This is a genomic window from Cumulibacter soli, from assembly GCF_004382795.1.
Lineage (GTDB): Bacteria > Actinomycetota > Actinomycetes > Mycobacteriales > Antricoccaceae > Cumulibacter > Cumulibacter soli.
In genome coordinates, this window is record NZ_SMSG01000001.1 from 765,313 (window position 1) to 789,645 (window position 24,333).

Annotated in this window: 25 protein-coding genes; 15 read left to right on the forward strand and 10 right to left on the reverse strand. The window is 64.3% G+C overall.

Translation table 11 applies throughout. The features are described from left to right. Positions 1 to 91: 91 nt before the first annotated feature. Entirely contained in the window at positions 92 to 526 is a 435-nt protein-coding gene (locus tag E1H16_RS03605; protein WP_208378817.1) for a universal stress protein, read from the reverse strand. Positions 527 to 653: 127 nt separating this feature from the next. Between E1H16_RS03605 and E1H16_RS03610 the strand changes: the two genes are divergently transcribed. The 6 genes from E1H16_RS03610 (at position 654) to E1H16_RS03635 (ending at position 6,112) form a co-directional block, all read left to right on the forward strand. Then, positions 654 to 2,030: a threonine/serine exporter family protein gene (locus E1H16_RS03610; RefSeq protein ID WP_166741604.1), complete on the forward strand. Its 1,377-nt coding sequence runs from the start codon at positions 654 to 656 to the stop codon at positions 2,028 to 2,030. A 61-nt stretch (positions 2,031 to 2,091) separates the two neighbouring features. Further along, a complete protein-coding gene (gene ilvA / locus E1H16_RS03615; RefSeq protein WP_134322289.1) occupies positions 2,092 to 3,366 on the forward strand; it encodes a threonine ammonia-lyase IlvA in 1,275 nt (424 codons plus the stop codon). Between the two features lie 45 nt (positions 3,367 to 3,411). After that, positions 3,412 to 3,693 (forward strand): GNAT family N-acetyltransferase, encoded by a 282-nt coding sequence (locus E1H16_RS03620; protein ID WP_134322290.1) that lies wholly within the window; start codon positions 3,412 to 3,414, stop codon positions 3,691 to 3,693. 1 nt (position 3,694) lies between these two features. Further along, positions 3,695 to 4,768, forward strand: coding sequence for an S-methyl-5-thioribose-1-phosphate isomerase (gene mtnA / locus E1H16_RS03625; protein ID WP_243837621.1), 1,074 nt, complete (start codon positions 3,695 to 3,697; stop codon positions 4,766 to 4,768). 105 nt (positions 4,769 to 4,873) lie between these two features. Continuing rightward, positions 4,874 to 5,722, forward strand: a complete 849-nt coding sequence (locus E1H16_RS03630; protein WP_208378818.1) for a sigma-70 family RNA polymerase sigma factor — start codon at positions 4,874 to 4,876, stop codon at positions 5,720 to 5,722. Positions 5,723 to 5,875: 153 nt separating this feature from the next. Next, on the forward strand, positions 5,876 to 6,112 hold the full coding sequence (locus tag E1H16_RS03635; protein ID WP_134322291.1) for a hypothetical protein: 237 nt from the start codon (positions 5,876 to 5,878) through the stop codon (positions 6,110 to 6,112). A gap of 26 nt (positions 6,113 to 6,138) precedes the next feature. On the opposite strand, the gene E1H16_RS03640 is transcribed toward E1H16_RS03635, so the two are convergent. Beyond that, positions 6,139 to 7,977 carry a penicillin-binding transpeptidase domain-containing protein gene (locus E1H16_RS03640; RefSeq protein ID WP_134322292.1) on the reverse strand — a complete coding sequence of 613 codons (1,839 nt, stop codon included), beginning with the start codon at positions 7,975 to 7,977 and terminating at the stop codon, positions 6,139 to 6,141. Here E1H16_RS03640 and E1H16_RS03645 point away from each other — a divergent pair. Further along, positions 7,976 to 8,431, forward strand: a complete 456-nt coding sequence (locus E1H16_RS03645) for a VOC family protein (protein WP_243837622.1) — start codon at positions 7,976 to 7,978, stop codon at positions 8,429 to 8,431. The two genes, E1H16_RS03640 and E1H16_RS03645, sit on opposite strands and share 2 nt — an antisense overlap. 47 nt (positions 8,432 to 8,478) lie before the next feature. Here E1H16_RS03645 and dnaB read toward each other — a convergent pair whose 3' ends face one another. Then, entirely contained in the window at positions 8,479 to 9,861 is a 1,383-nt protein-coding gene (gene dnaB / locus E1H16_RS03650; protein WP_243837624.1) for a replicative DNA helicase, read from the reverse strand. 444 nt (positions 9,862 to 10,305) lie between these two features. Continuing rightward, positions 10,306 to 12,042 (reverse strand): DUF2142 domain-containing protein, encoded by a 1,737-nt coding sequence (locus E1H16_RS03655; protein WP_134322294.1) that lies wholly within the window; start codon positions 12,040 to 12,042, stop codon positions 10,306 to 10,308. Positions 12,043 to 12,260: 218 nt separating this feature from the next. Between E1H16_RS03655 and E1H16_RS03660 the strand changes: the two genes are divergently transcribed. The 5 genes from E1H16_RS03660 to E1H16_RS03680 all read left to right on the forward strand — a co-directional run bounded on the left by E1H16_RS03660 (position 12,261) and on the right by E1H16_RS03680 (position 18,155). Beyond that, positions 12,261 to 13,571, forward strand: coding sequence for a UDP-glucose dehydrogenase family protein (locus E1H16_RS03660; protein WP_134322295.1), 1,311 nt, complete (start codon positions 12,261 to 12,263; stop codon positions 13,569 to 13,571). A 168-nt stretch (positions 13,572 to 13,739) separates the two neighbouring features. After that, positions 13,740 to 14,795, forward strand: a complete 1,056-nt coding sequence (locus E1H16_RS03665) for a glycosyltransferase family 2 protein (protein ID WP_134322296.1) — start codon at positions 13,740 to 13,742, stop codon at positions 14,793 to 14,795. Positions 14,796 to 14,833: 38 nt separating this feature from the next. Continuing rightward, positions 14,834 to 15,907, forward strand: coding sequence for a nitroreductase family protein (locus E1H16_RS03670; RefSeq protein WP_134322297.1), 1,074 nt, complete (start codon positions 14,834 to 14,836; stop codon positions 15,905 to 15,907). An 80-nt stretch (positions 15,908 to 15,987) separates the two neighbouring features. Then, positions 15,988 to 16,926 carry a lysylphosphatidylglycerol synthase domain-containing protein gene (locus E1H16_RS03675; RefSeq protein ID WP_134322298.1) on the forward strand — a complete coding sequence of 313 codons (939 nt, stop codon included), beginning with the start codon at positions 15,988 to 15,990 and terminating at the stop codon, positions 16,924 to 16,926. After that, positions 16,923 to 18,155, forward strand: a complete 1,233-nt coding sequence (locus tag E1H16_RS03680) for a polysaccharide pyruvyl transferase family protein (RefSeq protein WP_134322299.1) — start codon at positions 16,923 to 16,925, stop codon at positions 18,153 to 18,155. Before E1H16_RS03675 ends, E1H16_RS03680 begins: the two co-directional genes overlap by 4 nt. A gap of 95 nt (positions 18,156 to 18,250) precedes the next feature. On the opposite strand, the gene rplI is transcribed toward E1H16_RS03680, so the two are convergent. The 5 genes from rplI to E1H16_RS03705 all read right to left on the reverse strand — a co-directional run bounded on the left by rplI (position 18,251) and on the right by E1H16_RS03705 (position 20,927). Then, a complete protein-coding gene (gene rplI, locus E1H16_RS03685; RefSeq protein ID WP_243837628.1) occupies positions 18,251 to 18,709 on the reverse strand; it encodes a 50S ribosomal protein L9 in 459 nt (152 codons plus the stop codon). A 12-nt stretch (positions 18,710 to 18,721) separates the two neighbouring features. Continuing rightward, positions 18,722 to 18,958, reverse strand: a complete 237-nt coding sequence (rpsR, locus tag E1H16_RS03690) for a 30S ribosomal protein S18 (RefSeq protein WP_134322300.1) — start codon at positions 18,956 to 18,958, stop codon at positions 18,722 to 18,724. A gap of 52 nt (positions 18,959 to 19,010) precedes the next feature. Beyond that, entirely contained in the window at positions 19,011 to 19,487 is a 477-nt protein-coding gene (locus E1H16_RS03695; protein ID WP_134322301.1) for a single-stranded DNA-binding protein, read from the reverse strand. A 153-nt stretch (positions 19,488 to 19,640) separates the two neighbouring features. Continuing rightward, entirely contained in the window at positions 19,641 to 19,931 is a 291-nt protein-coding gene (gene rpsF / locus E1H16_RS03700; protein WP_134322302.1) for a 30S ribosomal protein S6, read from the reverse strand. Positions 19,932 to 20,174: 243 nt separating this feature from the next. After that, entirely contained in the window at positions 20,175 to 20,927 is a 753-nt protein-coding gene (locus E1H16_RS03705; protein WP_134322303.1) for an enoyl-CoA hydratase-related protein, read from the reverse strand. Positions 20,928 to 21,067: 140 nt separating this feature from the next. Here E1H16_RS03705 and E1H16_RS03710 point away from each other — a divergent pair, with 140 nt between their 5' ends. The 3 genes from E1H16_RS03710 to E1H16_RS03720 all read left to right on the forward strand — a co-directional run bounded on the left by E1H16_RS03710 (position 21,068) and on the right by E1H16_RS03720 (position 23,560). After that, positions 21,068 to 21,247 carry an Rv0909 family putative TA system antitoxin gene (locus E1H16_RS03710; protein WP_134322304.1) on the forward strand — a complete coding sequence of 60 codons (180 nt, stop codon included), beginning with the start codon at positions 21,068 to 21,070 and terminating at the stop codon, positions 21,245 to 21,247. Positions 21,248 to 21,370: 123 nt separating this feature from the next. Beyond that, positions 21,371 to 22,978: an amidohydrolase gene (locus E1H16_RS03715; RefSeq protein WP_134322305.1), complete on the forward strand. Its 1,608-nt coding sequence runs from the start codon at positions 21,371 to 21,373 to the stop codon at positions 22,976 to 22,978. Between the two features lie 24 nt (positions 22,979 to 23,002). Beyond that, complete coding sequence (locus E1H16_RS03720) at positions 23,003 to 23,560, forward strand: dihydrofolate reductase family protein (protein ID WP_134322306.1); 558 nt, start codon at positions 23,003 to 23,005, stop codon at positions 23,558 to 23,560. Between the two features lie 64 nt (positions 23,561 to 23,624). Here E1H16_RS03720 and E1H16_RS03725 read toward each other — a convergent pair whose 3' ends face one another. After that, complete coding sequence (locus tag E1H16_RS03725; RefSeq protein WP_134322307.1) at positions 23,625 to 24,164, reverse strand: hypothetical protein; 540 nt, start codon at positions 24,162 to 24,164, stop codon at positions 23,625 to 23,627. Positions 24,165 to 24,333: the final 169 nt, after the last annotated feature.

Sequence of the window (24,333 nt, forward strand, 5' to 3'; positions counted from 1 at the left end):
GGTTTCCGATCCGCCTCACACGGTTGTCACACGAGGACATCGCCGTACTCCAGGTATACCGGGGATCGCGAGTTTGAGATTTTTTCGGCGACTACTCCTTAGGGTGCCGCGTGACGACGACCGGGCACGCGGAATGCGAGACGACGTGCTGGCTGACTGATCCGAGCACAAGTCCGGCGAACCCACCGTGCCCGCGCGAGCCGACCACGATCAGATCAGCGCTGTTGGTGGCTTCGGTCAGCACGTACGACGGATGTCCCTGCTCGATGACGCGCTCGACGTTCCCGACGTTCTCGCCGAGAGCTTCGGTCAGTGCCTCGGTCTGCGCCTGTTCAGCGTTGGCGCGCCAATCCACAGCGTCCTCGCCACCGAACGCGACGCCGTACGACGCCGGGATCGACCAGGAGGTGACTGCGATGAGCGCGCTACCGGTCAACTCGGCCTGTTGCGCGGCCCATTTGATCGCGTCGATTGATGCCGGCGACCCATCGACACCCACCAGAATCCGTCCCGTGCGCTCGCTCATGTTCATTCCTCCCAGAGGTTTCGCGTTGGCTTCAGCGTACTCACGCGGACTGCTTCGTTGGGTTGACCACTGCTGCAGGGTCTCGCCTCGCCGCACCGGTTCAGGCAAAGTAATCAGCGTGAGACGTATGGATTGGTTGAACCGGGCCGTCGTAGCGATCCGGCCCAAGGGTCCCGCCGATAACAGCACAGGCGCATTCGATTCGTTCGAGCGCACCTATTCGCGCCGTGTTGTCGATCTGGCAATGCGCGTCGCCGAAACGATGCTGACTGTCGGGGCGTCGGTGGACAGCGGCACGGTCACGGCACTACAGATCGTGAAGGCGTACGGCGTGACTCCGGTGCACGTAGACATCACGTACACCTCCATCACGGTCTCGTATCACCGCGATATCGACGAGGACCCGCTCACCCTCAGCCGTGTCCTGCGAGCGCGCACCACCGACTACACCCGGCTACAGCGGCTAGAGGAACTCACCGAACAGATCGATGCCGGGCTCGACGTCGATGAAGCACGCCGACGGTACAACGAGATCACCAGCGCTCCGCACCCCTACCGTCGCGCCATCGTCACGGTCGCCAACGGCATCCTCGGCGCGGGCGCCAGCCTGCTGCTGGGCGGATCGTGGTTCATCGCGGTGCTGGCCTTGTGCACCGGCGCGATGGTCGTGATCGTGCAGCACGAGTTGAGCAGGCGCCTGCTGCCGGCCTTCTTCATCCAGACAGTCGGCGCATTCGTCGCCACCATGGTCGCGATGGCTGCCATCACGTTGAGCCGCAATGTGGACTGGATAGGCGAAGTGCGTCCCTCGATCATCGTCTCCGCGGCCATCGTCATGCTGTTCGCGGGTATGGCTGTGGTCGGCGCCGCACAGGATGCTATCGACGGTTTTTACCTGACGGCCGGCGCGCGGATCTTCGAGGTCGTTCTGCTCACCCTCGGCATCGTCTTCGGCATCGCCGTCGGACTCACCGTCGCCTCCGCGATCGGCTACGGGTTCGAGCTGCCCACCGGACCGCCTCCGATTCCGCACGCTGGCCAGCAGCTGCTCGGCGCGGCGCTCATCGCGGTCGGCTACACGCTCTCGGCGTACGGCGGAGGGCGCACCCTGCTGTTGGGGACCGGTATCGCGCTGATCGCCTACTTGGCGTTCCTGACCATGCGGTGGTTCGGGCTGGAGATTGCGCCGTCCTGCGCCGTCGGTGCCCTGACCGCTAGCTTCCTCTCGATCTTGGTCGCGCGTAACCTGCACGTTCCATCGCTGGCCTTAACCACCGCCGGGATCGTGCCGTTCGTGCCGGGTTCGGCGGTGTTCCGCGGTTTGCAGCAGCTGTACGGCGCGGACGGCGATGTGACTCGCATGATTAACGGCGCCACCACCCTCAGCGGTGCGATCGGCGTCGGGTTGGCGATCGCTGCCGGCGTCTCGCTGGGTGCCTACTTCGGCCGCCCTACCCGCAACACGATCGCGACCGCAGTGCGACGACTGCGCGGCCCCGCCTGAGCGGCGGGGTCCGCGGGCGGCTGTTTCGCCGCGCGAGGAGCGGCTGCGTAGCATCACTGAGGTGAGCGCACCCGCATCGAGTAACCCCCTCCAGGCCCCACCGAGCGCCACCGACGTGGCGTACGCCGCAGCTCGGCTCCGCACCGTCGTACGCCAGACGCCGTTGGAGACGAGCGATCGGCTGAGCGCGGCGATGGGTGTGCCGGTGCTACTCAAGCGCGAAGACATTCAATTGTGTCGCTCGTACAAGGTGCGCGGTGCCTACAATTTCATCTCGTCATTGAGCACCGCGGACCGCGAGCGCGGCATCGTCTGCGCCAGCGCCGGAAACCACGCCCAAGGCGTCGCGCTCGCGTGCAGCCGGCTCGGTATCCATGGCCAGGTGTTCTTGCCGACCAACACGCCGCGACAAAAACGCCAGCGGATCGAACAGATCGGCGGCGAGTGGATCACCCCGGTGATCGTCGGTCGGTCGTACGACGAGGCGAACTCAGCGGCACGGGCAGAAAGCGAACGGGGCGGAGCACTGTTCGTGCACCCGTTCGACGCCGCGTTGACGATCGCCGGCCAGGGCACCGTAGGCGTCGAGATCCTTGAGGCACTACCGGAAGTCGACACCGTCGTGGTGCCCGTCGGCGGCGCGGGGTTACTGGCCGGGGTGGCGCTGTGGCTACGCGCCAACCGGCCCGGCGTTCGGATCGTGGGCGTCGAGCCGGACGGTGCAGCCTCCTTCCAAGCAGCCTTGGATGCCGGCCAGCCGGTCGAATTACCAGAGGTCGATACGTTCGTGGATGGTGCTGCAGTAGCGCGCGTCGGCGATATGTCGTTCGGCATCGCCTCGGAACTGGTCGACGAAATCGTGTCGGTTCCCGAGGGGGCGGTATGCACCGAGATGTTGGAGCTGTACCAGACCGAGGGCATCATCGCTGAGCCCGCAGGCGCGTTGGCGACGACCGCGTTGCGCGGATATCTGCAGCGCCGGCCGGAGGGCCCCGTGGTGTGCATCGTCTCGGGCGGAAACAACGACGTCTCCCGGTACGCCGACATCCTGGAACGCTCACTGATCCACGAGGGCCTACGCCACTACTTCCTGGTCACCTTCCCCCAAGAACCCGGCGCGTTGCGCGGGTTCCTGACCGACGTACTCGCCGAGGGCGAAGACATCGTGCTGTTCGAGTACGTGAAGAAGAACAACCGGGAGACCGGCCCGGCGCTGGTCGGCATCGAACTCGATCAGGCCGGTCGGCTGCCATCACTGCTGGAGCGGATCGCGGCCAGTCCGTTGAGCATCGAGCGCATCGAACCCGGCACTCCCCTGTCGGGATTCTTGCTGTAGACGCCGTCCTGACGCTTCCGGCGGTTTTCGGACTAGCCTGACTCCATGGCTACCGAGGTACGTAAGAACGAAGCGATGAGCCGCTACGAAGCCGTGCTGGACGACGGTGTCGTCGCCGGATTTGCCGAGTACGTCGAGGAGGCCCACCGGGTCACCTTCACGCATACCGAAGTGGGCGAGCAGTACGCCGGACAAGGTATCGCCGCACAGTTGGCCCGCACCGCACTGGACGCGGCCCGAGCGGCCGGCAAGTCGGTCGTACCGCGGTGCCCGTACTTCAGGGGATACATCGACAAGCACGACGAGTACTCCGACCTCGTCGCCTGAGGTGCCCGCGTCGGGGACGGGCGCGCAGCGACTGCGGCCGATCGATTGGGTCGATGGCCCTGAGGGCTACCTGCGGCTACTGGATCAAACGCGGCTTCCCGGCGAGGAGCACTATCTGCGGATCGACAACGTCGATGCGCTCATCGACGCGATCCGGCGCCTGGCGACGCGCGGCGCTCCGGCGCTCGGCGTCGCGGGTGCGTTCGGGGTGGTCCTCGCCGCACAGCGGCTTCCTGCCGGCGACGTACCCGCCGCGATCGCGAAGATACGCTCGGCTCGCCCCACCGCGGTCAACCTGGCCGTAGGCACCGATCTCGCCGCGCGGGCGCTGGCCGACGGCGGTCTCGATGCGGCGCTCAGTGCGGCGAAAAAGTTACGCGATGACGACATCCTCGCGTGCGCGGCAATGGCTCGGCGGGGAGCCGACGAGATCTACCGCGCCGTCGCGTCCGACATCCGCGCCGATCACCGACCAACTGGCACTGGCCCGCGGCCGGTCAAGTTGATGACGATCTGCAACACCGGCGCGTTGGCAGCCGTCGAGCGCGGCACCGCGTTGGGCGTGCTCTCGGAGGTGTTGCGCGACGGGCGGCTCGCTCACGCGTATGCCTGTGAGACTCGTCCGCTGCTGCAAGGCGCCCGCCTGACCGCGTGGGAGTTACAGCGGATGGGGGCGCCGTACGACCTGATCGTCGATTCTGCCGCCGCGTCGACGATGCGGCGCGGCTATGTTGACGCCGTACTCGCCGGCGCCGATCGGATCGCCGCAAACGGCGACACGGCGAACAAGATCGGCACCTTCGCGCTCGCGTTGGCCGCGCGGTACGCCGGGATCCCGTTCTACATCGTCGCGCCCGAAACGACCGTCGACCTGCACACGGCCAGCGGCGACGATATCGACATCGAAGACCGCGGGTCCTACGAGATCGTCTCGCTGGCGGGTGTCGCGATAGCGCCCGAGGGGACGACGGCGTTGAATCCCGCGTTCGACGTCACGCCGGCGGATCTCATCACCGCGATCATCACCGAGCGCCGCACGATCCGCACGGGCATCGGCCAGCGACCCGACGCGTGAGAATGTTCCGGGCACGACCACACGGCCAGCAATGCCGTCGCGTCACACTCGATCCAGTTGGTTCGTCATGTGAAGTGAAAGCCATTCAAGGTGAACGGGAGCAGCATGATGACCGAAATCGATGCGTTCGAAAGTGAACGCCCCCGGCTAGTCGCCCTGGCCACGCGCGTGCTCGGCGACGCAACCGAAGCGCAGGACGTCGTACAGCAGGCATGGATCCGGATGCACGGTACGGATGCAGAGATCGCAAACCTCGGCGGTTGGCTGACCACGGTCACGACACGCCTATGCCTGGACCGGCTACGTTCTCGTACCCCGATCCCGACCGATGACGTGCCCGAGGAACTTGAGGTCGAAGCGCCCTCGCTAGATCCCGCTGAGCAGGTCGCGCTGGCCGACACCGTCGGCGTCGCTTTGCAGGTCGTGCTGGATCGGCTCACCCCGTCCGAACGGGTTGCGTTCGTCCTGCACGACAGCTTCGGATTCGACTTCAGCACGATCGCTGCCGTGCTGAACACCTCCGGGCCGGCCGCACGCAAACTCGCCTCCCGGGCCCGCGCCAAGATCGCGCAGCCGGCCGCCGAGGACGCGCTCGCCGACTGGGAAGTCGTGGACGCGTTCATGGCTGCCGCCCGCGAGGGAGAGTTCCAGCGACTGCTGAGCCTGTTGGCGCCCGACGCTACGGTGCGCGCCGACGACGCCGCAGTACTCGCCGGGACGCCGCAGCACATCACCGGTCGCGACGAGATCGCGGCGTTCTTCAACGGATCCGCGCATGCAGCCCTCCCGGTATACGTCGGTCAGCGGCCCGGTTCGGCGTGGTTCCACCGCGGCGAAGCGAAGGTCGCCTTCGACTTCGTCGTCTCGGGCGGCGTCGTCTCCTCGATCACGTTCCGCGCTGCGCCCCAGACGCTCGCCGAGGTCGCCCGCCGCGACGGCGCCGTACGCCGCTAATCGAGCAAGTGCCACGCCGTTCACCCGAGCGGGCTTAGCCTCTTCGTCAAGCAGTCGATGCCTAGCGCCGTACGCCACCCCCACCCACACACGGTTGGTCACACTTTGACAGTGGCCACCGTCAGATAAGTAAGACACCAACCTGGAGGAATCATGAAGACCATGACCTGCCGTCAGCTCGGCGGCCCCTGCGATCTAGCGCACCACGGCGAGAGCGCCGACGATGTCATCAACGCGCAGGACAAGCACCTGAAAGAGGCCGAGAAGGCCGGCGATGCCGCCCACCAACCTGCGCGCGATGACATGAAGAGCCGGTGGCGCCATCCGAAGAAGTCGCTCGGCTGGTACCGCGAGATGAAGCAGACCTTCGCCGACCTCCCCGCTGACTAGCGATCGGCTGACAGCGTTCGCCGTGCCTAGTTTGGGATCTGGTCGGCGATCGGCCGGATGAAGTCTCCGGCGAGTGTGACTGCGGGTCCCGAGGACTCGGCACCCACGATCAGTACGGCGAACGCCATGTCCTTGTAATAGCCGACGAACCATCCGTGCGCGTTGTCGGAATCACCGAACTCTGCAGTGCCGGTCTTTCCCGCGATGCCCGTGATATCGGCGACTTCGGTCGCGGTGCCGGAATCGACCGCCTCGGTCATCATCGCTTGTAGCGCTGAGATCGTGTCGGCGGACGGCGCCGCCGGCTCCTGGTCAGCGGTTGTGTCCTCTCCCGGCATCAGGATCGGCAGCGGGGTCGACCCGTTCTGCACGGTCGCGGCCGCGAGCGCCATACCGAATGGCGTGGCGACGACCTTGCCCTGGCCGATCGAGTTCTCAACCTGCTCGGCATCGCTATCGGAGGTCGGCACTGACCCGGTGATCGTCGTCATCCCTGGCGCGACGTAGTCGACGCCTAGTCCGAACTGTAGGGCGGTCTCGTGGAGCGAATCCGCCGGTAGGTCGGCCGTCAGCGCAGCGATGGTGGTGTTGCAGGACTGCGCGAATGCGGTGTGCAGCGGTACCTCACCCAGGTCGAACTCGTCGTCGTTGGGGATGGTCCTGCCGTTGATGGTGGCCTCGCCGGGACACGGCAAGACGGTGTCCGGCGTGGCCGCGTCCGCGTCCAGCGCAGCTGCGGTGCTGATGATTTTGAACGAGGACCCCGGTGGGTACTGCCCAGTGAGTGCTATAGGGCCCTCGGCGTCCGCCGCTTGGTTCTGCGCCACGGCCAGGATGCCACCGGTGGACGGCTGGATGGCGACGACGGCTACTTGCTCATCGAGGGCGTCGACAGCCTGCTGGGCGGAGGCTTGGATGCCGCTATCGAACGTCGTGCTGATCGTGTCGATCGGCGCCGCCTTACGCTCGAGCAAGGTTTTCACGACGTCATGCTGCTGGTCCTGAATCTGCAACTGCCACCCGGTGGAAGCCTTCGCCGCCTCGTCCCACACCTCGTTCAGACCGGCCAGCACCGGCGACTTAAGGCTCTTCGAGGTCGTCAGCAGTCGCTTCTGCTGGTTGTGCACGACGCCGGGGGAATCCGGGATGTCGACCTTCTCGGCATCTTCGGAACGCAACGCGACGACGGTGAAGACATCGTCCGCAGCGTCGATTTCCTTCGTCAACGATTCGGCGGTGATCGAGCCGACGACGTCCTTCAGCGCGCTCGCCAGCGATGTGGCGACCTCATCGGCGTCGGTCACCTCCGCTGGGTCGATATTGATGACCGTGACGAGTTGCTCGCTGAGCACTGGCTGGCCATTGCGGTCGAGCACGGTCGGCGTGTTGCCGTCGTTCTGCACGATCTCCACGTGCTGGTTGGCGGCGAGGTCCGGATGGATCAGCCCCGTCGACCATTGCACCTTCCAGTCGTTCTCGTCGTCGGTGACCAGCAGTGTGTCGATCGTGAAGGTCAGCGGTTCACCGAGCACCTCCCAGGAGACGTCGTACGTTCCGTGGGCCTCTGCGGAGGACGCCGTGACGTCGCCGGCGTTATACGTGATCGTCGGGTCCTGCAGCACTTTGACGACCGAGTTAATTGCGGCCGTGGCGTCGTCGGGCGATGTCGTGAGCGAGCCGGCCTTCTCGAAGTCGCCGTCGTTGATCGCGGAAGCGAACTGCTCGGCGACCTCCTGCGCGCCATCTCTCTTCTCCGGACCGTCGGTGCACGCCGAAAGCACCAGCAGGATCGCCGCGAGAAGTGCGGTGAGCAACCGGCGGCGGCGTCCACTCGATTCGACGGGTCTGCGCAGGGATCGACTCATGTCCTTGATGCTATTGGTCGTATTGCGCGCGAACGCGCGACGGTGGAACGTGGTGTGCAACCGTTACCGCGAGAACGGCAACATCCATCGAGGGGGCCCTGTGCGCGCCGTACGAATCACACCGAACCTGCCGGTTGCTGACATCGGCGAAGCTAACGGCTTTTACCAGGAGTTTCTTGGGTTGCAGACCGAGGAGTTCAACTTGGGCTGGGTCGCGCGCTACACCTCGCCCGAGTCCGGCGCGAATGTTCAGTTGGTCACCGCCGATGCGACGGCTGCCGCCGACTCGGTGATGTCTGTGCACGCCGATGACGTCGATGCGGCGTACGCCGAGGCGCAGCGTCGCGGGTACGTGATCGTGCATCCGTTGACGACGGAGACCTGGGGAGTACGCCGATTCCTGGTCCGCGCTCCGGACGGCAACGTCATCAATATCGTGCAGCACCGCGACTGACGCATTCTCCCGCGCCAGCGCGGCCCGCGCCCACCTACCGCATCGCGTCAGTCGATCCCGCCTGCGTTGGCGAACCGGCTGTACTTGCCCTGGAAAATCGTCAGTGCGTCACCGGTCGGCCCGTTGCGGTGCTTGGCGACGATCAGGTCTGCCTCACCGATCCGGTCCGTGTCGTTGTCGTACACCTCAGGTCGGTTGATCAGGATCGCGACGTCACAGTCCTGCTCGATAGCGCCGGACTCGCGCAAGTCAGAGAGCATCGGTTTCTTGTCGGTACGCGTCTCCGGTCCACGGTTCAACTGAGAGATCGCGATGACCGGTACCTCTAATTCTTTGGCCAGGAGTTTCAGCGCGCGGGAGAACTCCGAGACTTCCTGTTGCCGGGATTCAACGCGCTTCCCGGAGGTCATCAACTGGAGGTAGTCGACGACGACGAGGCTCAGATCGTGCCGTTGTTTGAGCCGGCGGGCCTTCGCGCGGATCTCCATCATCGACAGGTTCGGCGAGTCATCGATGAACAACGGCTTATCGGCGATCTCCGCGCTGGTGCGGACTAGTTTGCTCCACTCGGCGTCCGTCAGGTCCCCGGACCGGACGCGGCCGAGCGCGATCGACGCCTCCGCGGAGAACATGCGCATCGCGATCTCGGACTTGCTCATTTCGAGCGAGAAGATCACCGATGCCTTGCCGTGGCGCAACGAGCAGGAGCGCGCGAAGTCCAGGGCGAGCGTCGACTTGCCCATACCTGGGCGGGCCGCCACCACGATCATTTGCCCGGGGAACAACCCATTGATGATCTCGTCCAGTTGCTGGAAACCAGTGGGAACCCCGGCCTGTTCACCGTGCGCGCCGATCATCTCGATCTCGCTGATCACCGGTTCAACGAGATCGCCGAGCACGACGTAGTCCTCGCTCGTACGTCGTTCCGTGACGTCGTAGATAGCCGCCTGGGCGCGGTCCACGACATCGTCGACATCTCCGATGTCATCGCCGGTGCCACTCGCGGCCCCGTACCCCATCTGCACGATGCGGGTGCCGGCGTCCACCAGCCGCCTCAGGACCGCCTTTTCTGCGACGATGTTCGCGTAGTAGGCGGCGTTCGCCGCGGTGGGCACGAGGTTGATCAGCGTATGCAGGTACGCCGCGCCACCGATCCGCATGAGGTGCCCGCGTTTGGTCAATTCGTCGCCGACGGTGAGGATGTCGGCGGGCTCACCGCGGCCGTAGAGATCGAGGATCGCTTCGTGCACCAACTGGTGCGCCGGTCGGTAGTAGTCGTCGGTCCGCAGGGTCTCGACGACGTCCGCGATCGCGTCTTTCGAGAGCATCATGCCGCCGAGCACGGACTGTTCGGCGGCCACGTCCTGCGGAGGCTGGCGATCAATCTCGCTGCGAGTCGGCTCGTCGTACTCCGGGGGACTCTCGATCACCGACTGCTCCGTTTCTGCTGATACCGCTACCGCCACGCACGCACTCTGCGCGGTCTCTCTCACAGGGTGCATCCATGCTTCATGACGCCTCCGACAGTTTCCGTCGGACGGCCTCATCGCACTGGAAGAAAGCCACTGTATGACCAGAGTTTTGGGTCAGACAACCCTCGATGTGAACAGACCTGTGGATAGCGTGTGGACGAGAGGCGCAGACGTGTGGACGACGCGCGCAGAGCCTGTGCGATCAACTGTGCATAACCGCACGAATCTCGAGAGAATCATCCTATGACCTGCAAGTTTTCGATTCACATCTTGTGGAAAGAAGAATATTTCCGAGACTTCTCGTACGCCCGGCGGGCACTACACGACAACCTCGAACGCGCGCAAGGGGTTCGACATTGCGACTTCTATCCCCAGGTTATCCACAGGGGCGCCCGCGTGTGCCTACGGCGTCCGCGTGTCGCCTTCGGACGTAACCGCGGCGTCGTCCAGGACGACGGTGCCTGAATCCGGATAGGTCATATCGTCGGCACCGGCGCATGCATCTGCCGCGTCGACACTTGCCGGCTCGGTAGGTGTCCTCGCCGTTGCGCTATCGCCATCGCCATCGCCGACTCCAGGACCCAACTCATCGCTAGGGCGCGAAACGACCTCGGCGGCCGCCAGTGCGTTGTTCGCGGCCCGAACTTGGACGACGGTCAACGCGAACGCCAGCACGCCGAACCCAGCGGCCGCCAACCCGATGAACCCGAAGCCCCAGGCGCCAATTGGCGATCGCACAAGCACGTCGGAGAATCCGTCGTAGATGTAACGCCATTCGATGTAGACGCCCAAGATCGCGACCAGCGCAAAGCCGGTGAGCAATAGATAACAGGCTCGGGTGCGTTCAGCCACCGGCACGAGATTCCGCCAGGCGATCGCGCTCAGTGCGATCAACGCGATGATCACCACAAAGAAGTACCGCCCCTGCAGTCCGGCAGGAAGGTGCGTCCGTGCGTAGCCCGACCACGTCCGCGACAGCAGCGCCACGAGAAGTACCAACACGGTCACGGTGAGCACGAGAGCTGGGACGCGCGCGTTGGAGCGCCGATACGCGTACCCCGCGATCACCGCGAAGCACACCACCGTCAGCAGGCTCGTCACGGCTTCCGGCATGGGGTGCGCGAGCCAGCCGAAGTTTCCCCAGAAACTACGGCTGAGTCCGGACCACACATACTCGGAGAACTCGAGCACGCTCGGCCCAGTCCCCTCAGACCACGGCAGTGTGTCGTACAACGTGCTGTTGGGCTGAATCACGCCTGACACGATCAGGTTTCGCAGCCACCACGCACCGCCGATGCCGCCGATTGCCATCGCCGCGACGGTGCGCCACAATCTTTGTCGGAGGCTGAGCACTCGCGGCCAGAAGAGCACAACTACCGCTACAAACGCGACAAGAGGTAGCGCCGTTCCTTTGCTCGTCAGCACGAACGCGAGCGCTAATCCGATTCCGCCCGTCGTGATCCACGACGTATCCCCGGTCATGATTCGGATGCCTAGCCAAATCACCAGGGCGCTGAATCCTATGGCCATGGAGTCGTTCGATACCGACCCCATAATGTGCGCGAGCTGCGGCACCGCCAATAGGCTCGCCGCAGCAACCAACCCGGCGCGCGGCGATCGGGTCAAGCGGCGGACGCTGTCCCACGCTGCTAACGGCAGCGGAAGCACGAAGATCAATCCGGCCAGCCTCGCAGCGAGTACCGCCTCATCGACCCGCATGTCGTCATAGTCGATCGCGGTCAGCACGGCTGCGATATACGCGTAGTACACCGGAGGGTGTTGCGTCATCTGATCTATCCCGCTGTACCCCGGATGCAGCTCGCGCAGCTCGCTGACCGTCGACCGCTCGGTCGCTGGCATGCCGGCTTGTTCGGACGCGATGAGTATCCAGTCCGCGACTTGCGCCTCACCAGGCTCCGGCCAGGCACCACCGTCGATGAGCCGGACCGCGCTATTGAAGTGATTATTCTCGTCCGGTGCATCAAACATCGGCGCTAGCGCGGCCCAGAACGCCACCAGGGACACGAACGTGGCCGTAATCGCAGCCAGGGCCAACTTTTCTCCGCGCCTCGCACGGGGCAACGACACCTCAACCTCATCGGCGCAATCTCCGGAGTTCGGCGTCGCAGTCAATGCCATAGGGAGCACGCACAGCTTTCAGATCGGCAGGAGGGTCCCGGCGATGTTATCGGAAGGGCAGCGGGCGCTCAGCGCTCCGCACCGCGGGACACACCCCTCAAGGGTTATCGCCACGTCGAGCGCTAGGCCGTCGACCGTGTTGCAGAGTTAAGTCGTATGCCGTCGCGTACCATGTCGTGGCCGGGACCAACAGTCCCGTTTGAGTTCAAGGAGTCATCTTGCGCCTGTCAGTCATCGGATGCGGTTATCTCGGCGCGGTCCATGCTGCCGCCATGGCTTCCATCGGCCACGACGTCGTGGGTATCGACGTCGACACGGACAAAGTCGCTTCGCTCGCCGCAGGACGCGCCCCGTTTTACGAGCCCGGGCTGCAGCCGATCCTCGAAGCTGGGCTCGAGTCAGGGCGCCTGTCTTTCTCCACCGATCCCGCACAGGTCAAGGGCGCCACAGTGCACTTTATCGGCGTCGGTACGCCGCAGCGCAAGGACGGCCACGCCGCTGACCTCACTTATGTGAACGCGGCGGTGGACGCTCTCATCCCGTATCTTGCCCCCGGCGACATCGTGGCCGGGAAGTCGACGGTTCCCGTGGGCACGGCAGCCGATTTGGCGAAGCGGATCGCCCCCACCGGCGCCACCTTGGTGTGGAACCCGGAATTCCTGCGCGAGGGTTATGCGGTGAAGGACACGATCGAGCCGGATCGCATCGTGATCGGCATCGAGGCGGGCTCAGATGGCGAGCGTGCCGCGGACCTGCTGCGCGAGGTCTATCACACCGCCGTCGCCACTGACACGCCGTACATCGTCACCGACCTGGCCACCGCTGAATTGGTGAAGGTCGCCGCTAACGCGTTCTTGGCGACCAAGATCTCGTTCATTAATGCGATGGCCGAGATCGCCGAGGTCGTCGGCGCGGACGTGACCGACCTGGCCGACGCCATCGGACATGACGAACGGATCGGCCGCAAGTTCCTCGGTGCCGGCGTGGGCTTCGGCGGCGGTTGTTTACCCAAGGACATCCGAGCGTTCTCCGCACGCGCTGAGGAACTCGGCCGCGGCGATTCGGTCGCCTTCCTGCGTGAGGTAGACGCCATCAACCTGCGCCGGCGCGACCGGGTCGTCGATGTACTCGCCGAGGCACTGGGCGGAGCGGTCTATCAGAAGCGGATCGCCGTGCTCGGGGCCGCCTTCAAACCGCTGAGCGATGACATCCGTGACTCCCCCGCCCTCGACGTCGCCGTGCGCCTGCACGGGTTCGGCGCTCGAGTGAGGGTCACGGACCCTCAGGCCATCGACAACGCCCGCCGCGCGCAGCCGCAACTGGAGTACGTCGCCGACCGGGCGGATGCTATACGCGACGCGGATGCCGTGGTCGTGGTCACCGAGTGGGATGAGTACCGCCGCGAGATGACGCCGGCCGAGCTCGCCGAACTCACGGACGGGCGGATTATCATCGACGGACGTAACTGCCTCGATGCTGCCGCGTGGCGCGCCGCCGGGTGGACCTACATCGGCATGGGGCGCCCGTAATACGCACGCTCGGGCAATCTCCAGGCGCGCCTCAACGGCACGCCGCCACGCGAGCGCTCTCACACTCTGGATAAGAAACCGCAGGGTGGTACTGCGGTAATATCCGCCTAAGCGGTACGCCTATCTGTGATCACGCGTCCCGCCCGGAAAAGTTTTGAGAGGTAATGCATGCGCCTGTTCATCCAGGTTCCCTGCCTGAACGAAGAGGCGACCCTTCCGCTGGTGCTGGAGAGCATCCCGAAGCAGATCGACGGGATCGACGAGATCCACATCCTGATCATCGACGACGGCTCGAGTGACCGCACCGTCGAGGTGGCTCGTCAGCACGGGGTCGAACATTTCGTGTTCCACACCCGCAATATGGGGCTAGCGCGTTCTTTCCGCGACGGCGTCGACTACGCGCTGCAGCATGGCGCCGATATCGTGGTCAATACCGACGGCGACAACCAGTACCCGCAACAGATGATCGGCGAACTCGTCCAGCCGCTGATACGAGGCGAAGCCGACATCGCGATCGGTGATCGCCAGACGAAGACGATCGAACACTTCTCGCCGTTCAAGAAGATCATGCAAGGCGTCGGGTCCAGCGTCGTCAACTTCGCCGCAGAGACGGACCTGCCCGATGCCGCCAGCGGTTTCCGCGCGTACTCGCGCGAATCGCTGATCCGCCTCAACGTGGTGACCCAGTTCAGTTACTGCATGGAGACGATCATCCAGGCCGGCAACAAGCGGCTGCGGATCGCTAGCGTGCCGATCACCACCAACCCGAAGACTCGCGAGTCGCGGCTGTTCAAGAACATCTTCCAGCACATGGGCCGCTCCGGGCAGGCCATCATGCGCAGTTACGTGATGTTCAAACCGCACACCGTGTTCCTCATCCTCGCGGCCCTGTTCTTCCTCGGCGCCGCGATACCGTTCGTGCGATTCTTGATCCTCACCTGGACCGGTAACGCCGGCGATCACATCCAATCGTTGATCTTCGGCAGCGCCATGTTGGTGGGCTGTCTGCTGAGTCTCGCGCTAATTGTCATCTCGGACATGCTCCGCACGAATCGCACGTTGATGGAGGATGCGCTCGAGCGCATTAAGATCGTGCAGTACAGCCACGAACGACTCCTTGATCCCAACAAGGACCTGGGCGCCGAAACTAGGCATCCGTCCATGCTCATTTCGGCCGCCGAGCACGACAGCCAGGTTGCTGACGCCGCCAAGACCGCACGCTGACCCGCGCTGCTGCGCTTCTCGCCACCTGGAGAGCCTCTGTGCTGAACCGCCTGAAGAACATCGCGAAAGACCTACTCGCGATCACCTGGATCCGTCGCACGTACGAGGGCGTGAATCGTGTCTTCCTCGAGAGCTTCGGATCCAACCGGATTCTGACGCACTTGTACTACTTCGTCAGCATCATCACGTTCAACCGTGAGCAGGCCGCGGTGCTGCGTGGGCGCCGCAATTACTACCGAAACAAGCACCGCGACCGCGTTACGCACGTCGAGCTGCGCCGCAACATTCATCGGCTCGAAAAGGGGCTGGTGATGCGTCCACGACGCGATGTGTTCGCCCGCGACTACATCATCGAGACCATCGAGTTCTACGAAGAGGCCACCCGCCAGTGCGCCGTCGACCCGGACACGATGGACAGCGCCGAAATGAGCTGGGCGCACGACGTACTCACCGAGTACTTTCGGGTCGCGACCGGGCCTGACGAGACGATCGCCGCAGCACGCGCGCGCTTCGAGGCGGCGGGATACGACGCGGAGCCCACGGGGCGCATTCCGCATCCGAAGGAACAGCTCAGCGACATCGAGTACGGCGAGCTCGAGAAATTGATCATGCAGCGGCGCAGCGTCCGCTGGTACGAGCAGAAGCCGGTGCCGCGCGAGCTGATCGATCAGGCGCTGCTGTTGGGCCGCCAAGCGCCCACGGCCTGCAATCGCCTGCCCTACGAGTTCCGCATTTTCGATGACCCCGAGATGGTGCGCACTGTCTCCTCGATCCCGTTCGGTACAGCGGGGTACGGGCACAACATCCCCGCTGTCGCGGTCGTCGTCGGCAAGCTCGACTCCTACTTCAGCCCGCGTGATCGGCACGCGATCTACGTCGATGGTTCGCTGGCCGCCATGCAGTTCATGCTCGCCCTGGAGACTCTCGGGCTCTCCTCCAGCGTCATCAACTGGCCTGACTTCGAGCCGCTGGAACGCAAGATGCAGAAGACGCTCGATCTGTCGCTGACGGACCGGGTCGTCATGTTGATTGCCTTCGGCTACGCGCATCCCGAGGGGTTGGTGCCGTTCTCCGCAAAGAAGGAACTCGACACCTTCCGCCGCTACAACTAGCCCACGTGACAACGTCGAACGACGCGCAGTCCCCGGCTCCACCCAGCGCCCCGGCTCCGCCCAGCGCCAAGAGGCGCCGCATGAAGATTCTGCGCTGGATCATCACGCTGGTCGTGATCGGAGTCGTAGGCTACTTCTTCGCGCGTTCGCTCATTGACAACTGGAGCGAGTTCCAGAGTCATCAGCTCGCCTTCGACTGGGGCTGGGTACTGGCCACCATCCTGTTCGCCCTCGCGGTCGCCCTGACCGGCGTCGTCTGGGCACGCGTGGTTCGGGTGGTGGAAAAAGACGTACCGATCACCACCACCGAAGCGGTTGCCGTGCAGAGCCTGTCGTGGGTACTCAAATACATCCCCGGACAGGTCGGGTCCGTAGCCAACAAGGTCCTGTGGGCGAAGAAGAAGGGGATCAGCAGAATGCTGATCATCATCAGCTTCGTCTACGAGAACGTATTCCTGCAGATTGCCTCGATCGTGCCCGCGGCGGTGATCTTGCTGATCAGCCTGGGCCCGCAGATCTTCGGCGACAACGTCACCCTGCTCCTGTTGCCGCTTCTCGTGCTCATCCCGATGGCGATGATCATGTATCGCCCGCTGTTCCACAAGATCGTGAATCTGCCGGCCAAGAAGGTGCTCAAACAGGACGTCCCCCGCGATTACTTCCTGAGCACCTGGCAGTCGCTGCGCGCGAGCCTGGAGTTCGTCGGTCCGCGCATCGTGAACGGCGTCGGCTTCGTGTTCATCGCAGAGTCGGTCTCGGACATCACGCCGAGCGACTGGCTCCCGTTCGCGGCGGCGTACGTGCTGGCTGGCGCAATCGGCATCCTCGCCATCTTCGTGCCCAGCGGTTTGGGCGTGCGCGAAGCGATCATCGTGGCGATACTCAGCCAGTACATTCCCGTGCCCGAGGCGATCCTGATCAGCCTCATCGCGCGGCTGCTATCTACGATCGGCGACCTCCTCGTCGCCGGAACCTACCTCGTCACCCGCCGTACTATCCCTAAGGAGATCCGCCCATGACCACGTCCCGGATCACGATTATCGGCTCGGCGTTGTCCGGCAACAAAGGCGCCGCGGCCATGCTCGAAAGCGCTATTCAGACTCTTAGCGAGCGCCTCGGCGATGTCGAGTTCACCCTGTTGAGCATGTATCCGGTCGAGGACGCCGAGCAGAACCATTACGACAATCTGAAGATTGTCGCGGCGAACCCGAAACAGCTCGGCGTGACTATCAACGTGCTGGCTCTAGCCCACCGCCTGCTGCCGTTCGCGCGTAAGACGATCGAGCGTAGGTCGAAGGCAGTGGGTGCACTAGTCGCTGCCGACGTACTTCTCGATCAGGGTGGCATCACTTTCACCGATGGGCGCGAGAAGTTCCTGCTCTACAACATCGCCTCGATCCTGCCGGCATTGAATACCCGTACGCCGGTGTTCAAGTGCGCGCAGGCCGTGGGCCCGTTCAAGAATCCGATCAACCGCATCGCCTCGAAGACGTTCCTGCCGAAGGCTCGCACGCTTGTGACCCGCGGGCGAATCACGCATGAGTTCGCCACGGGGCTCGGGCTGAAGAACCTCTACGCCGGCGCAGATTATGCGTTTTCGTTGGAGATGTCCGGCTCGGAAGGCGACGAGGTTGCCAAGCACGTCGATCTGTCGTTCTTCGACGGCGGGGACGTCGTGGGCGTGTGCCCGAGCGTTGTTCTGCAGAAGAAGGTGGACGGCGCCGGCGGCGATTACGCGGGCGAAATCATCGCCTTCATCGAGTACCTGCAGTCGGCCGGCAAGCGGGTGTTGCTGGTGCCGCATAGCGTGCGGACCGGTACCGATAAGACGCACAACAACGATCTGCCGCTGTGCCGCGATATCTATCAACGTCTGGGCGCATCCAAAGATGTGCTGTTCATCGATCGCGAGTTGTCCTCGCAGCAGTTGCGTTACCTGATCGGGCGATGTGACCTCTTTGTCGCCAGCCGTTTCCATGCGATGGTCTCGTCCTTGGCGATGGCGGTACCGACGCTGGTCATCGGCTGGAGTCACAAGTACCGCGAGGTACTAGAGATGTTTGATCTTGAGGAATGGGCGTTCGGGCACGACCAGTTGTCTGGCGGGTACTTGCGCGAACGGTTTGAGGCACTTGCCGCGGCGCGGTCCGAGGTCCAGGCGAAGCTGGATTCCCACCTGCCGGACGTCAAGAAGCGATCCGTCGCGCAGGCGGATCTCATTGCCGAGATCGTCCGCGACGGCCGGTAAAGGCCGCTACGCAGCAAAGAGGGGCTGTCCGCTCGAGAAGGTGTAATTCCCTCTCGAGCGGACAGCCCTCTTTGCGGAGGCACTGCCTGGCAGCGTTACTTGCTGGCGACGACCTCGAGGTTGAACGAGCCGACCACATCTTCATGTATGCGGACCGATATCGCGTGCGAACCGGTGGACTTGATGTGACCATCGGTCTCGATGCGACGCTTGTCGAGTTCCGGACCACCGGCGGCACCGACAGCGGCGACGATGTCGCCAGCGGTGACCGATCCGAACAGGCGACCGTCAGCACCGGCGCGGGCAGCGTGCTGGACCTTCAGTCCCTGCAGGGCCGCAGCGATCTGCTTGGCATGGTCTAGATCCCGAGCACCGCGGACGGCGCGAGCGCGCTTGATCTGCTCGATCTGCTTCTCGCCGCCCTTGGTGGCGATTACGCCGAAGCCACGCGGGATGAGGTAGTTACGCCCGTACCCCGCCTTGACCTCGACGACATCGCCGGGAGCACCGAGGCCGGTGACTTCCTGGGTGAGGATGAGCTTCATGTTCGACATTTGCTGACTCCCTTAGCGAGCGGTGCTCGTGTAGGGCAGTAGAGCCATCTCGCGGGCATTCTTGATTGCCTTGGCGAGCTGGCGCTGCTGCTGCGAGGTCACACCGGTGACGCGGCGAGCACGAATCTTGCCGCGGTCCGAGATGTACTTACGCAGCATCGCGGTGTCCTTGTAATCGATGTACTCGATCTCGGCCGCGAACAGTGGATTGGGCTTCTTCTTGGGCTTGCGAATGACTGGCTTAGCCATGTGTTGCTCCTGATTGATGCGTGAAGTGATGGTGCGGCGCACGCCGCACGGGTTAGAACGGCGGTTCGTCGCTGAATCCGCCGGCCCCAGCCGCTGGGGCAGAACCCCAAGGGTCCGCGGCGGGCGCGCCGCCACCGAATCCGCCGCCACCGCCGGCCCCGCCGCGCGCAGCGCGGGTGACCTTGGCAGTCGCGTATCGCAGCGAGGGACCGATCTCATCGGCCTCGAGCTCAACCACCGTGCGCTTCTCGCCCTCGCGCGTCTCGTACGAGCGCTGCTTCAGGCGACCAGTGACGACGACGCGCGCACCTTTGGTGAGCGACTCGGCGACGTTCTCGGCGGCCTGGCGCCAGATCGAGCAACGAAGGAACAACGCCTCGCCGTCCTTCCACTCGTTCGACTGACGGTCGAACGTACGCGGAGTGGACGCGACGGTGAAGTTGGCAACCGCTGCACCTGAAGGGGTGAAGCGAAGCTCGGGGTCAGCAGTCAGATTTCCGACCACGGTGATGACGGTCTCGCCTGCCATAGGATGTCCTCTCGAAGTTCCGTCTGGTGTCTGGACCAGTCTCACCTGTCGTGGGCGTAAACGCCATGCCACGGGTGGACCGGTGGACGAATCAGTCGGCGGTGGATAAGTCCGGGCGATTCTTAGCGGATGTCGGTGTCGACGGGTAAGCGCTTAGCGGATTTCTGGCCGGATGACCTTGGTCCGCAGCACCGACTCGTTCAACGACAGCTGGCGATCCAGCTCGCCAACCGTGGCTGGCGTGCAGTGCATGTCGATGACGGCGTAGATGCCTTCGGCGTGCTTATTGATCTCGAAGGTCAGCCGACGGCGACCCCAGATGTCAACGTTGTCGACGGTCCCGCCATCCTTCTTCACGATCGACAGGAACTGCTCGAGCGACGGAGCGACGGTGCGCTCCTCGAGCTGCGGGTCGAGGATGATCATCATCTCGTAATGACGCACTAGTTAACCCACCCCCTTTGGACTAAACGGCCACGGGACTTCCGCGACAGGAGGGTCTAGCGTCTGGCGACCGCGCATGAGATGACGTGGCCGCCGTGTCGCCCACCAGGTAGTAGGGCGACGGTCAAGGGTACCGCGCGAGGGCTCCTCGCCGCGACCGAACGTGACCGGCCGCACCCCGGCTCACCTCGTTACGAGTCTTACCCTGTCGCGGGCAGATCCCGGCAACTGCGATGAGTTGCGCTAGCGGCCGGTCCACTGCGGAGCTCGCTTCTCGAAGAACGCGGCGATCCCCTCTTTACTGTCCTCGGATTCACGCACCGCTACTTGGGCCGCGTCGGTCAACCTGAAGCCGTGCTCATCGGTGGCACCGACGTACCCGGCGATGACGCCGCGCGCCAGTCGAACGGCTAGCGGCCCATTCGCGCAGATCGATTCCGCCAACTCCACGGCGCGCTGACGGGCCTCCCCGGGCTCGGTCACGTGGTTCACCAGGCCATACGCGGCTGCGCGCTCGGCGGTGATCGGCTCACCACTGAGCGCCATCTCAGTCGCCACGTTCAGCGGCAACGCCCGTGGCCCGCGAAATAGCCCAGCGCAGGTCGGGATCAGACCACGCTTGACCTCGGGCAGCCCGAGGACGGCGTCACGGGAGGCGACGATCATGTCGCAGGCGAGCGCGATCTCCAACCCACCGCCGTACGCCGAGCCCTGCAGCGCCGCGATCAGTGGAGTCTCGCGCTGACGACGAATGATGCCGTACTCCCCGCCGCGTTCGGTGACGTAATCACCGTTGGCGCCGAGGTCGCTACCGGCACAGAACACCGGGCCCTCACCGGTCAGCACGCCACACCACAAGTCGGTGTCGTCGTCCAGCAGATTTAACGCGGCGTCCAATTCGTCGGCGAGCGCGCGGTCGACGGCGTTACGTCGTTCCGGACGGTTCAGGGTGATGACCAGGACATGACCGATGCGTTCGGTGTGCACGAGACTCATGGGGCCATCCTAGGCAGCACGACCGCAGCAATAACACGCACAATTCTGATGAAACGGGTAGCGCCGGGCATTGACGTTGGAGTACCACAATAAGCAGGTACCAACACCGGTGCCTGGTGGCCACTGTGGAGGAATCAGCTATGGGACTCGGCGACATGATCAACAAGGGCAAAGACGCCCTGTCGAACATCACCGGCGACGAGAAGAAGAGCGATGAACTTCTCGACAAGGGCGAGAACTTTGCCAACGACAAGTTCGCTGGCCATGAGGACAAGGTCGGCAAGGTCCGCGACACGCTCGACGACAAGATCGGCGAGTAGGACCCTGCACCGTTTCGCACGGACGTGACTTGCGGCGGAATTCGCGGACAGCGAATTCCGCCGCTAGTCTACAGGCCCTTCTGCGGGTAGAGCCGCAAGCGGTGCCGATGGCAGAGTGGGCACATGAAAGCCGACATTTTGCTCACGAACGGCCGCATCCGCACCATGGACGGCGACCGAGTCGCTTCCTCGCTGGCGATCTGGGGCGGGCGTGTGCTGGCGCTGGACGAAGACGTTCCCGCCACACGCACCGTCGATCTGAACGGCCGAACCATCACCCCGGGCTGGCATGACGCACACAATCACATGGCGGGTTTCGGGCTCTCGCTCAGCGAAATCGACCTCTCGGACGGCGCGGTCCGCTCGGTCGACGACGTCTACGCCGCCGTCACGGCAGCGGTCGGGATCAGTGCGCCCGGCGATTGGATCATCGGCGCGCGGTACGACCAGAACAAGCTGGGTTCGCATCCCGAACTGCGGCACCTCGATGCCATCGCACCGAACAATCCGGTGTGGCTCAAGCACACGTCAGGACACATGGCGGTAGTGAACTCTGCCGCGCTACGCGGCACAGACATCGATCGGCCGCCCGCTGGCGGTGTCGTCGTACGCGGCGCCGACGGTCAGCCGACCGGCCTGCTACAGGAGCAGGCGATGCAACTGGTCCAGGACCAGGTGCGCCCCTACTCGCAGGCTGCTCTCGTTGAGGCGATCGGGCGCGCTTCAGCGCAGTACGCCGCCGAGGGCCTCGTCGGGGTCACCGAAGCTGGGATCGGCGCGGGCTGGGTGGGTCACTCCCCCGTTGAGGCGGCGGCGTACCAGGCGGCGTTGGAGCGCGGACTACTCAAACAGCGGGTCACGCTCATGCCGGTGTCGGACGCGCTGCGCCATATCGATCGTGGCACCGAAGACGGATCGGCGTACGCGATGGATCTCGGTCTGCGGACGGGATTCGGCAGTGACATGCTGCGCCTGGGACCGATGAAGGTATTCAGCGACGGGTCGCTGGTCGGGCACACCGCGGCAATGTGCGCCGAGTTCGCGAATGCGCCTGGCCAGGTCGGGTTTCTACAGGAAGACGTCGAGTCGCTGCGCGAGAAGATTCGTGGGGCGCACCGCGCCGGCTGGCAGGTAGCGACACACGCGATCGGTGATCGCGCCGTATCGACAGTTCTCGACATTTACGAAGAGGTGCTCGCCGAGTTCCCGCGCGAGGATCACCGGCATCGCATCGAGCATCTGGGTGTGTGCCACCCGAACGACGTCGAACGACTCGCACGTCTGGGCATCATCCCCACGCCGCAGGGCCGATTCATGACCGAACTCGGCGATGGGATGGCTCGGGCACTCGGGCATGAGCGCGCAGAGTGGTGCTACCGCGGCCAGTCGCTATTGGACGCCGGGGTGGTACTTCCCGGCAGTTCCGATCGTCCTGTCGTGCTGGGCGCACCGCTACTGGGCATGGTCGGCATGGTCACCCGCCGGACCGCCAATGGTGAGTTCCTGGCGCCCTCGGAGGCGATTTCGACGTACAACGCGCTGCGCGCCTATACCGTCGGCTCGGCGTTCGCCAACCGCAGCGACGACGTCACCGGATCACTCGAGGTCGGCAAGTACGCCGACCTCGTCGTGCTCGGCGCCGACCCGCTCGAGACACCCGGCGAGGAACTCGGCGACATAGATATACACGCGACGATGGTCGCCGGTACCCTCACCCACGGCGAGCTTTAGCTCCTCAGACCTCGGAGTCCCCACATGGGCCTACTTACCTTCAGCATCAACGTCACCTTGGATGGCTGTGTCAGCCACGAGGTCGGCATCGCGGACGACGAGACGCACGCCTATTTCACCGCACTCATGGATGCCCACGGCGCAATGCTGTGGGGCCGCACCACCTACGAAATGATGGAAGGTTACTGGCCGGCAGTTGCCCGCGCAGAGGTCGACGCGCCACCGGCTATCCGCGACTGGGCGCGCAAACTGGAGTCGAAAGCAAAGTACGTCGTATCTGCAACGCGTAGCGACTTTCCGTGGACCAATAGCCATCACCTCATCGGCGACCTGAGCGCCGCGGTGCAGGCACTGAAGGAGAGCACGCCGGACGGCGTACTCGTCGGAAGCGTCACGTTGGCGAACGCCCTCGATCGCCTGAACCTGATCGACGAGTACCAGTTCCTGCTGCACCCATTGATCGCCGGGCGCGGACCTACCCTTCATGAGCGCGGCTTGCCGGATACCCGACGCCTAGATTTGGTTTCCGCCGAACCGTTGCGTAACGGCACCGTGGCGCTGCATTACCGACGGGCAAGCTGACGTCCGTTCGCACCGCGGCGGGTGCTCAGTTCCATTTCGCGCCCGCGACGGCGCAGCGCGAGTGTCAGGCTGGATAGTTTTCGGCGATGCGTTGCATCCAGTCGACTATCTCGCGGCTTAGGACCTCAAGATGGCTACGGCTGCTGACGACCGGATAGGGATACAGCGGATCGTCAGCGTGCTGGTTCTTCGACATGAACACCGTCCGTGCAAGCTCTGATAACGGCACGCGTCGCTCACACGCACTATCTCCCGCGGACACCGACAGAGCCGGCGACATCGTGTTGATTCCGCGTCCGAGACGGCATTCGAGCTCAACGGAAACCTCTCCCGCGACCACCGACACCGTGAAGGCGTTCGTGCGGCCCACGCGCGCAACCTTGGCGCCGGCATTGCGGAACGCCTTGATGAACTCTGTCACTGCCAGCGGCGCGAACCCTCCGCGAGCCGTCGCCAGGGAATCTTCCTCGTAGGTATTTCTCGCGAGGGCACGCCAGTCCAGGCGGTGGTCACACCAGCGGTAGTAGTCGGTGTCGAACTCGGTGCCGTCGAGCGTTGCGCGGATGCGTAATGTCGGGATAAAGAACTCGGGCTCCTCGGTCACGCCGCCACGGTAACAAGTAAACCGGGTCAGCGTCGGCCATGGCTCAGGTGGCCGGGTCGTCGCGGACCGATCGATTGGTTCCTGCCCCGAGGCCGGCGACGTGCATCAGAAACAAGCTCGTCCACGAATGCACATGGCGATCGAGCTGATGCTGGTACGTGATTTCGCA

What these genes read in the sequence shown, in the direction of transcription:
- E1H16_RS03605 (WP_208378817.1), bottom strand. Translation starts at nt 526, where the DNA reads ATGAGCGAGCGCACGGGACGGATTCTGGTGGGTGTCGATGGGTCGCCG.
- E1H16_RS03610 (WP_166741604.1), top strand. Translation starts at nt 654, where the DNA reads ATGGATTGGTTGAACCGGGCCGTCGTAGCGATCCGGCCCAAGGGTCCC.
- E1H16_RS03620 (WP_134322290.1), top strand. Translation starts at nt 3,412, where the DNA reads ATGGCTACCGAGGTACGTAAGAACGAAGCGATGAGCCGCTACGAAGCC.
- E1H16_RS03630 (WP_208378818.1), top strand. Translation starts at nt 4,874, where the DNA reads ATGATGACCGAAATCGATGCGTTCGAAAGTGAACGCCCCCGGCTAGTC.
- E1H16_RS03635 (WP_134322291.1), top strand. Translation starts at nt 5,876, where the DNA reads ATGAAGACCATGACCTGCCGTCAGCTCGGCGGCCCCTGCGATCTAGCG.
- E1H16_RS03645 (WP_243837622.1), top strand. Translation starts at nt 7,976, where the DNA reads ATGTCCTTGATGCTATTGGTCGTATTGCGCGCGAACGCGCGACGGTGG.
- E1H16_RS03640 (WP_134322292.1), bottom strand. Translation starts at nt 7,977, where the DNA reads ATGAGTCGATCCCTGCGCAGACCCGTCGAATCGAGTGGACGCCGCCGC.
- E1H16_RS03655 (WP_134322294.1), bottom strand. Translation starts at nt 12,042, where the DNA reads ATGGCATTGACTGCGACGCCGAACTCCGGAGATTGCGCCGATGAGGTT.
- E1H16_RS03665 (WP_134322296.1), top strand. Translation starts at nt 13,740, where the DNA reads ATGCGCCTGTTCATCCAGGTTCCCTGCCTGAACGAAGAGGCGACCCTT.
- E1H16_RS03675 (WP_134322298.1), top strand. Translation starts at nt 15,988, where the DNA reads ATGAAGATTCTGCGCTGGATCATCACGCTGGTCGTGATCGGAGTCGTA.
- E1H16_RS03680 (WP_134322299.1), top strand. Translation starts at nt 16,923, where the DNA reads ATGACCACGTCCCGGATCACGATTATCGGCTCGGCGTTGTCCGGCAAC.
- rplI (WP_243837628.1), bottom strand. Translation starts at nt 18,709, where the DNA reads ATGTCGAACATGAAGCTCATCCTCACCCAGGAAGTCACCGGCCTCGGT.
- rpsR (WP_134322300.1), bottom strand. Translation starts at nt 18,958, where the DNA reads ATGGCTAAGCCAGTCATTCGCAAGCCCAAGAAGAAGCCCAATCCACTG.
- E1H16_RS03695 (WP_134322301.1), bottom strand. Translation starts at nt 19,487, where the DNA reads ATGGCAGGCGAGACCGTCATCACCGTGGTCGGAAATCTGACTGCTGAC.
- E1H16_RS03705 (WP_134322303.1), bottom strand. Translation starts at nt 20,927, where the DNA reads ATGAGTCTCGTGCACACCGAACGCATCGGTCATGTCCTGGTCATCACC.
- E1H16_RS03710 (WP_134322304.1), top strand. Translation starts at nt 21,068, where the DNA reads ATGGGACTCGGCGACATGATCAACAAGGGCAAAGACGCCCTGTCGAAC.
- E1H16_RS03715 (WP_134322305.1), top strand. Translation starts at nt 21,371, where the DNA reads ATGAAAGCCGACATTTTGCTCACGAACGGCCGCATCCGCACCATGGAC.
- E1H16_RS03720 (WP_134322306.1), top strand. Translation starts at nt 23,003, where the DNA reads ATGGGCCTACTTACCTTCAGCATCAACGTCACCTTGGATGGCTGTGTC.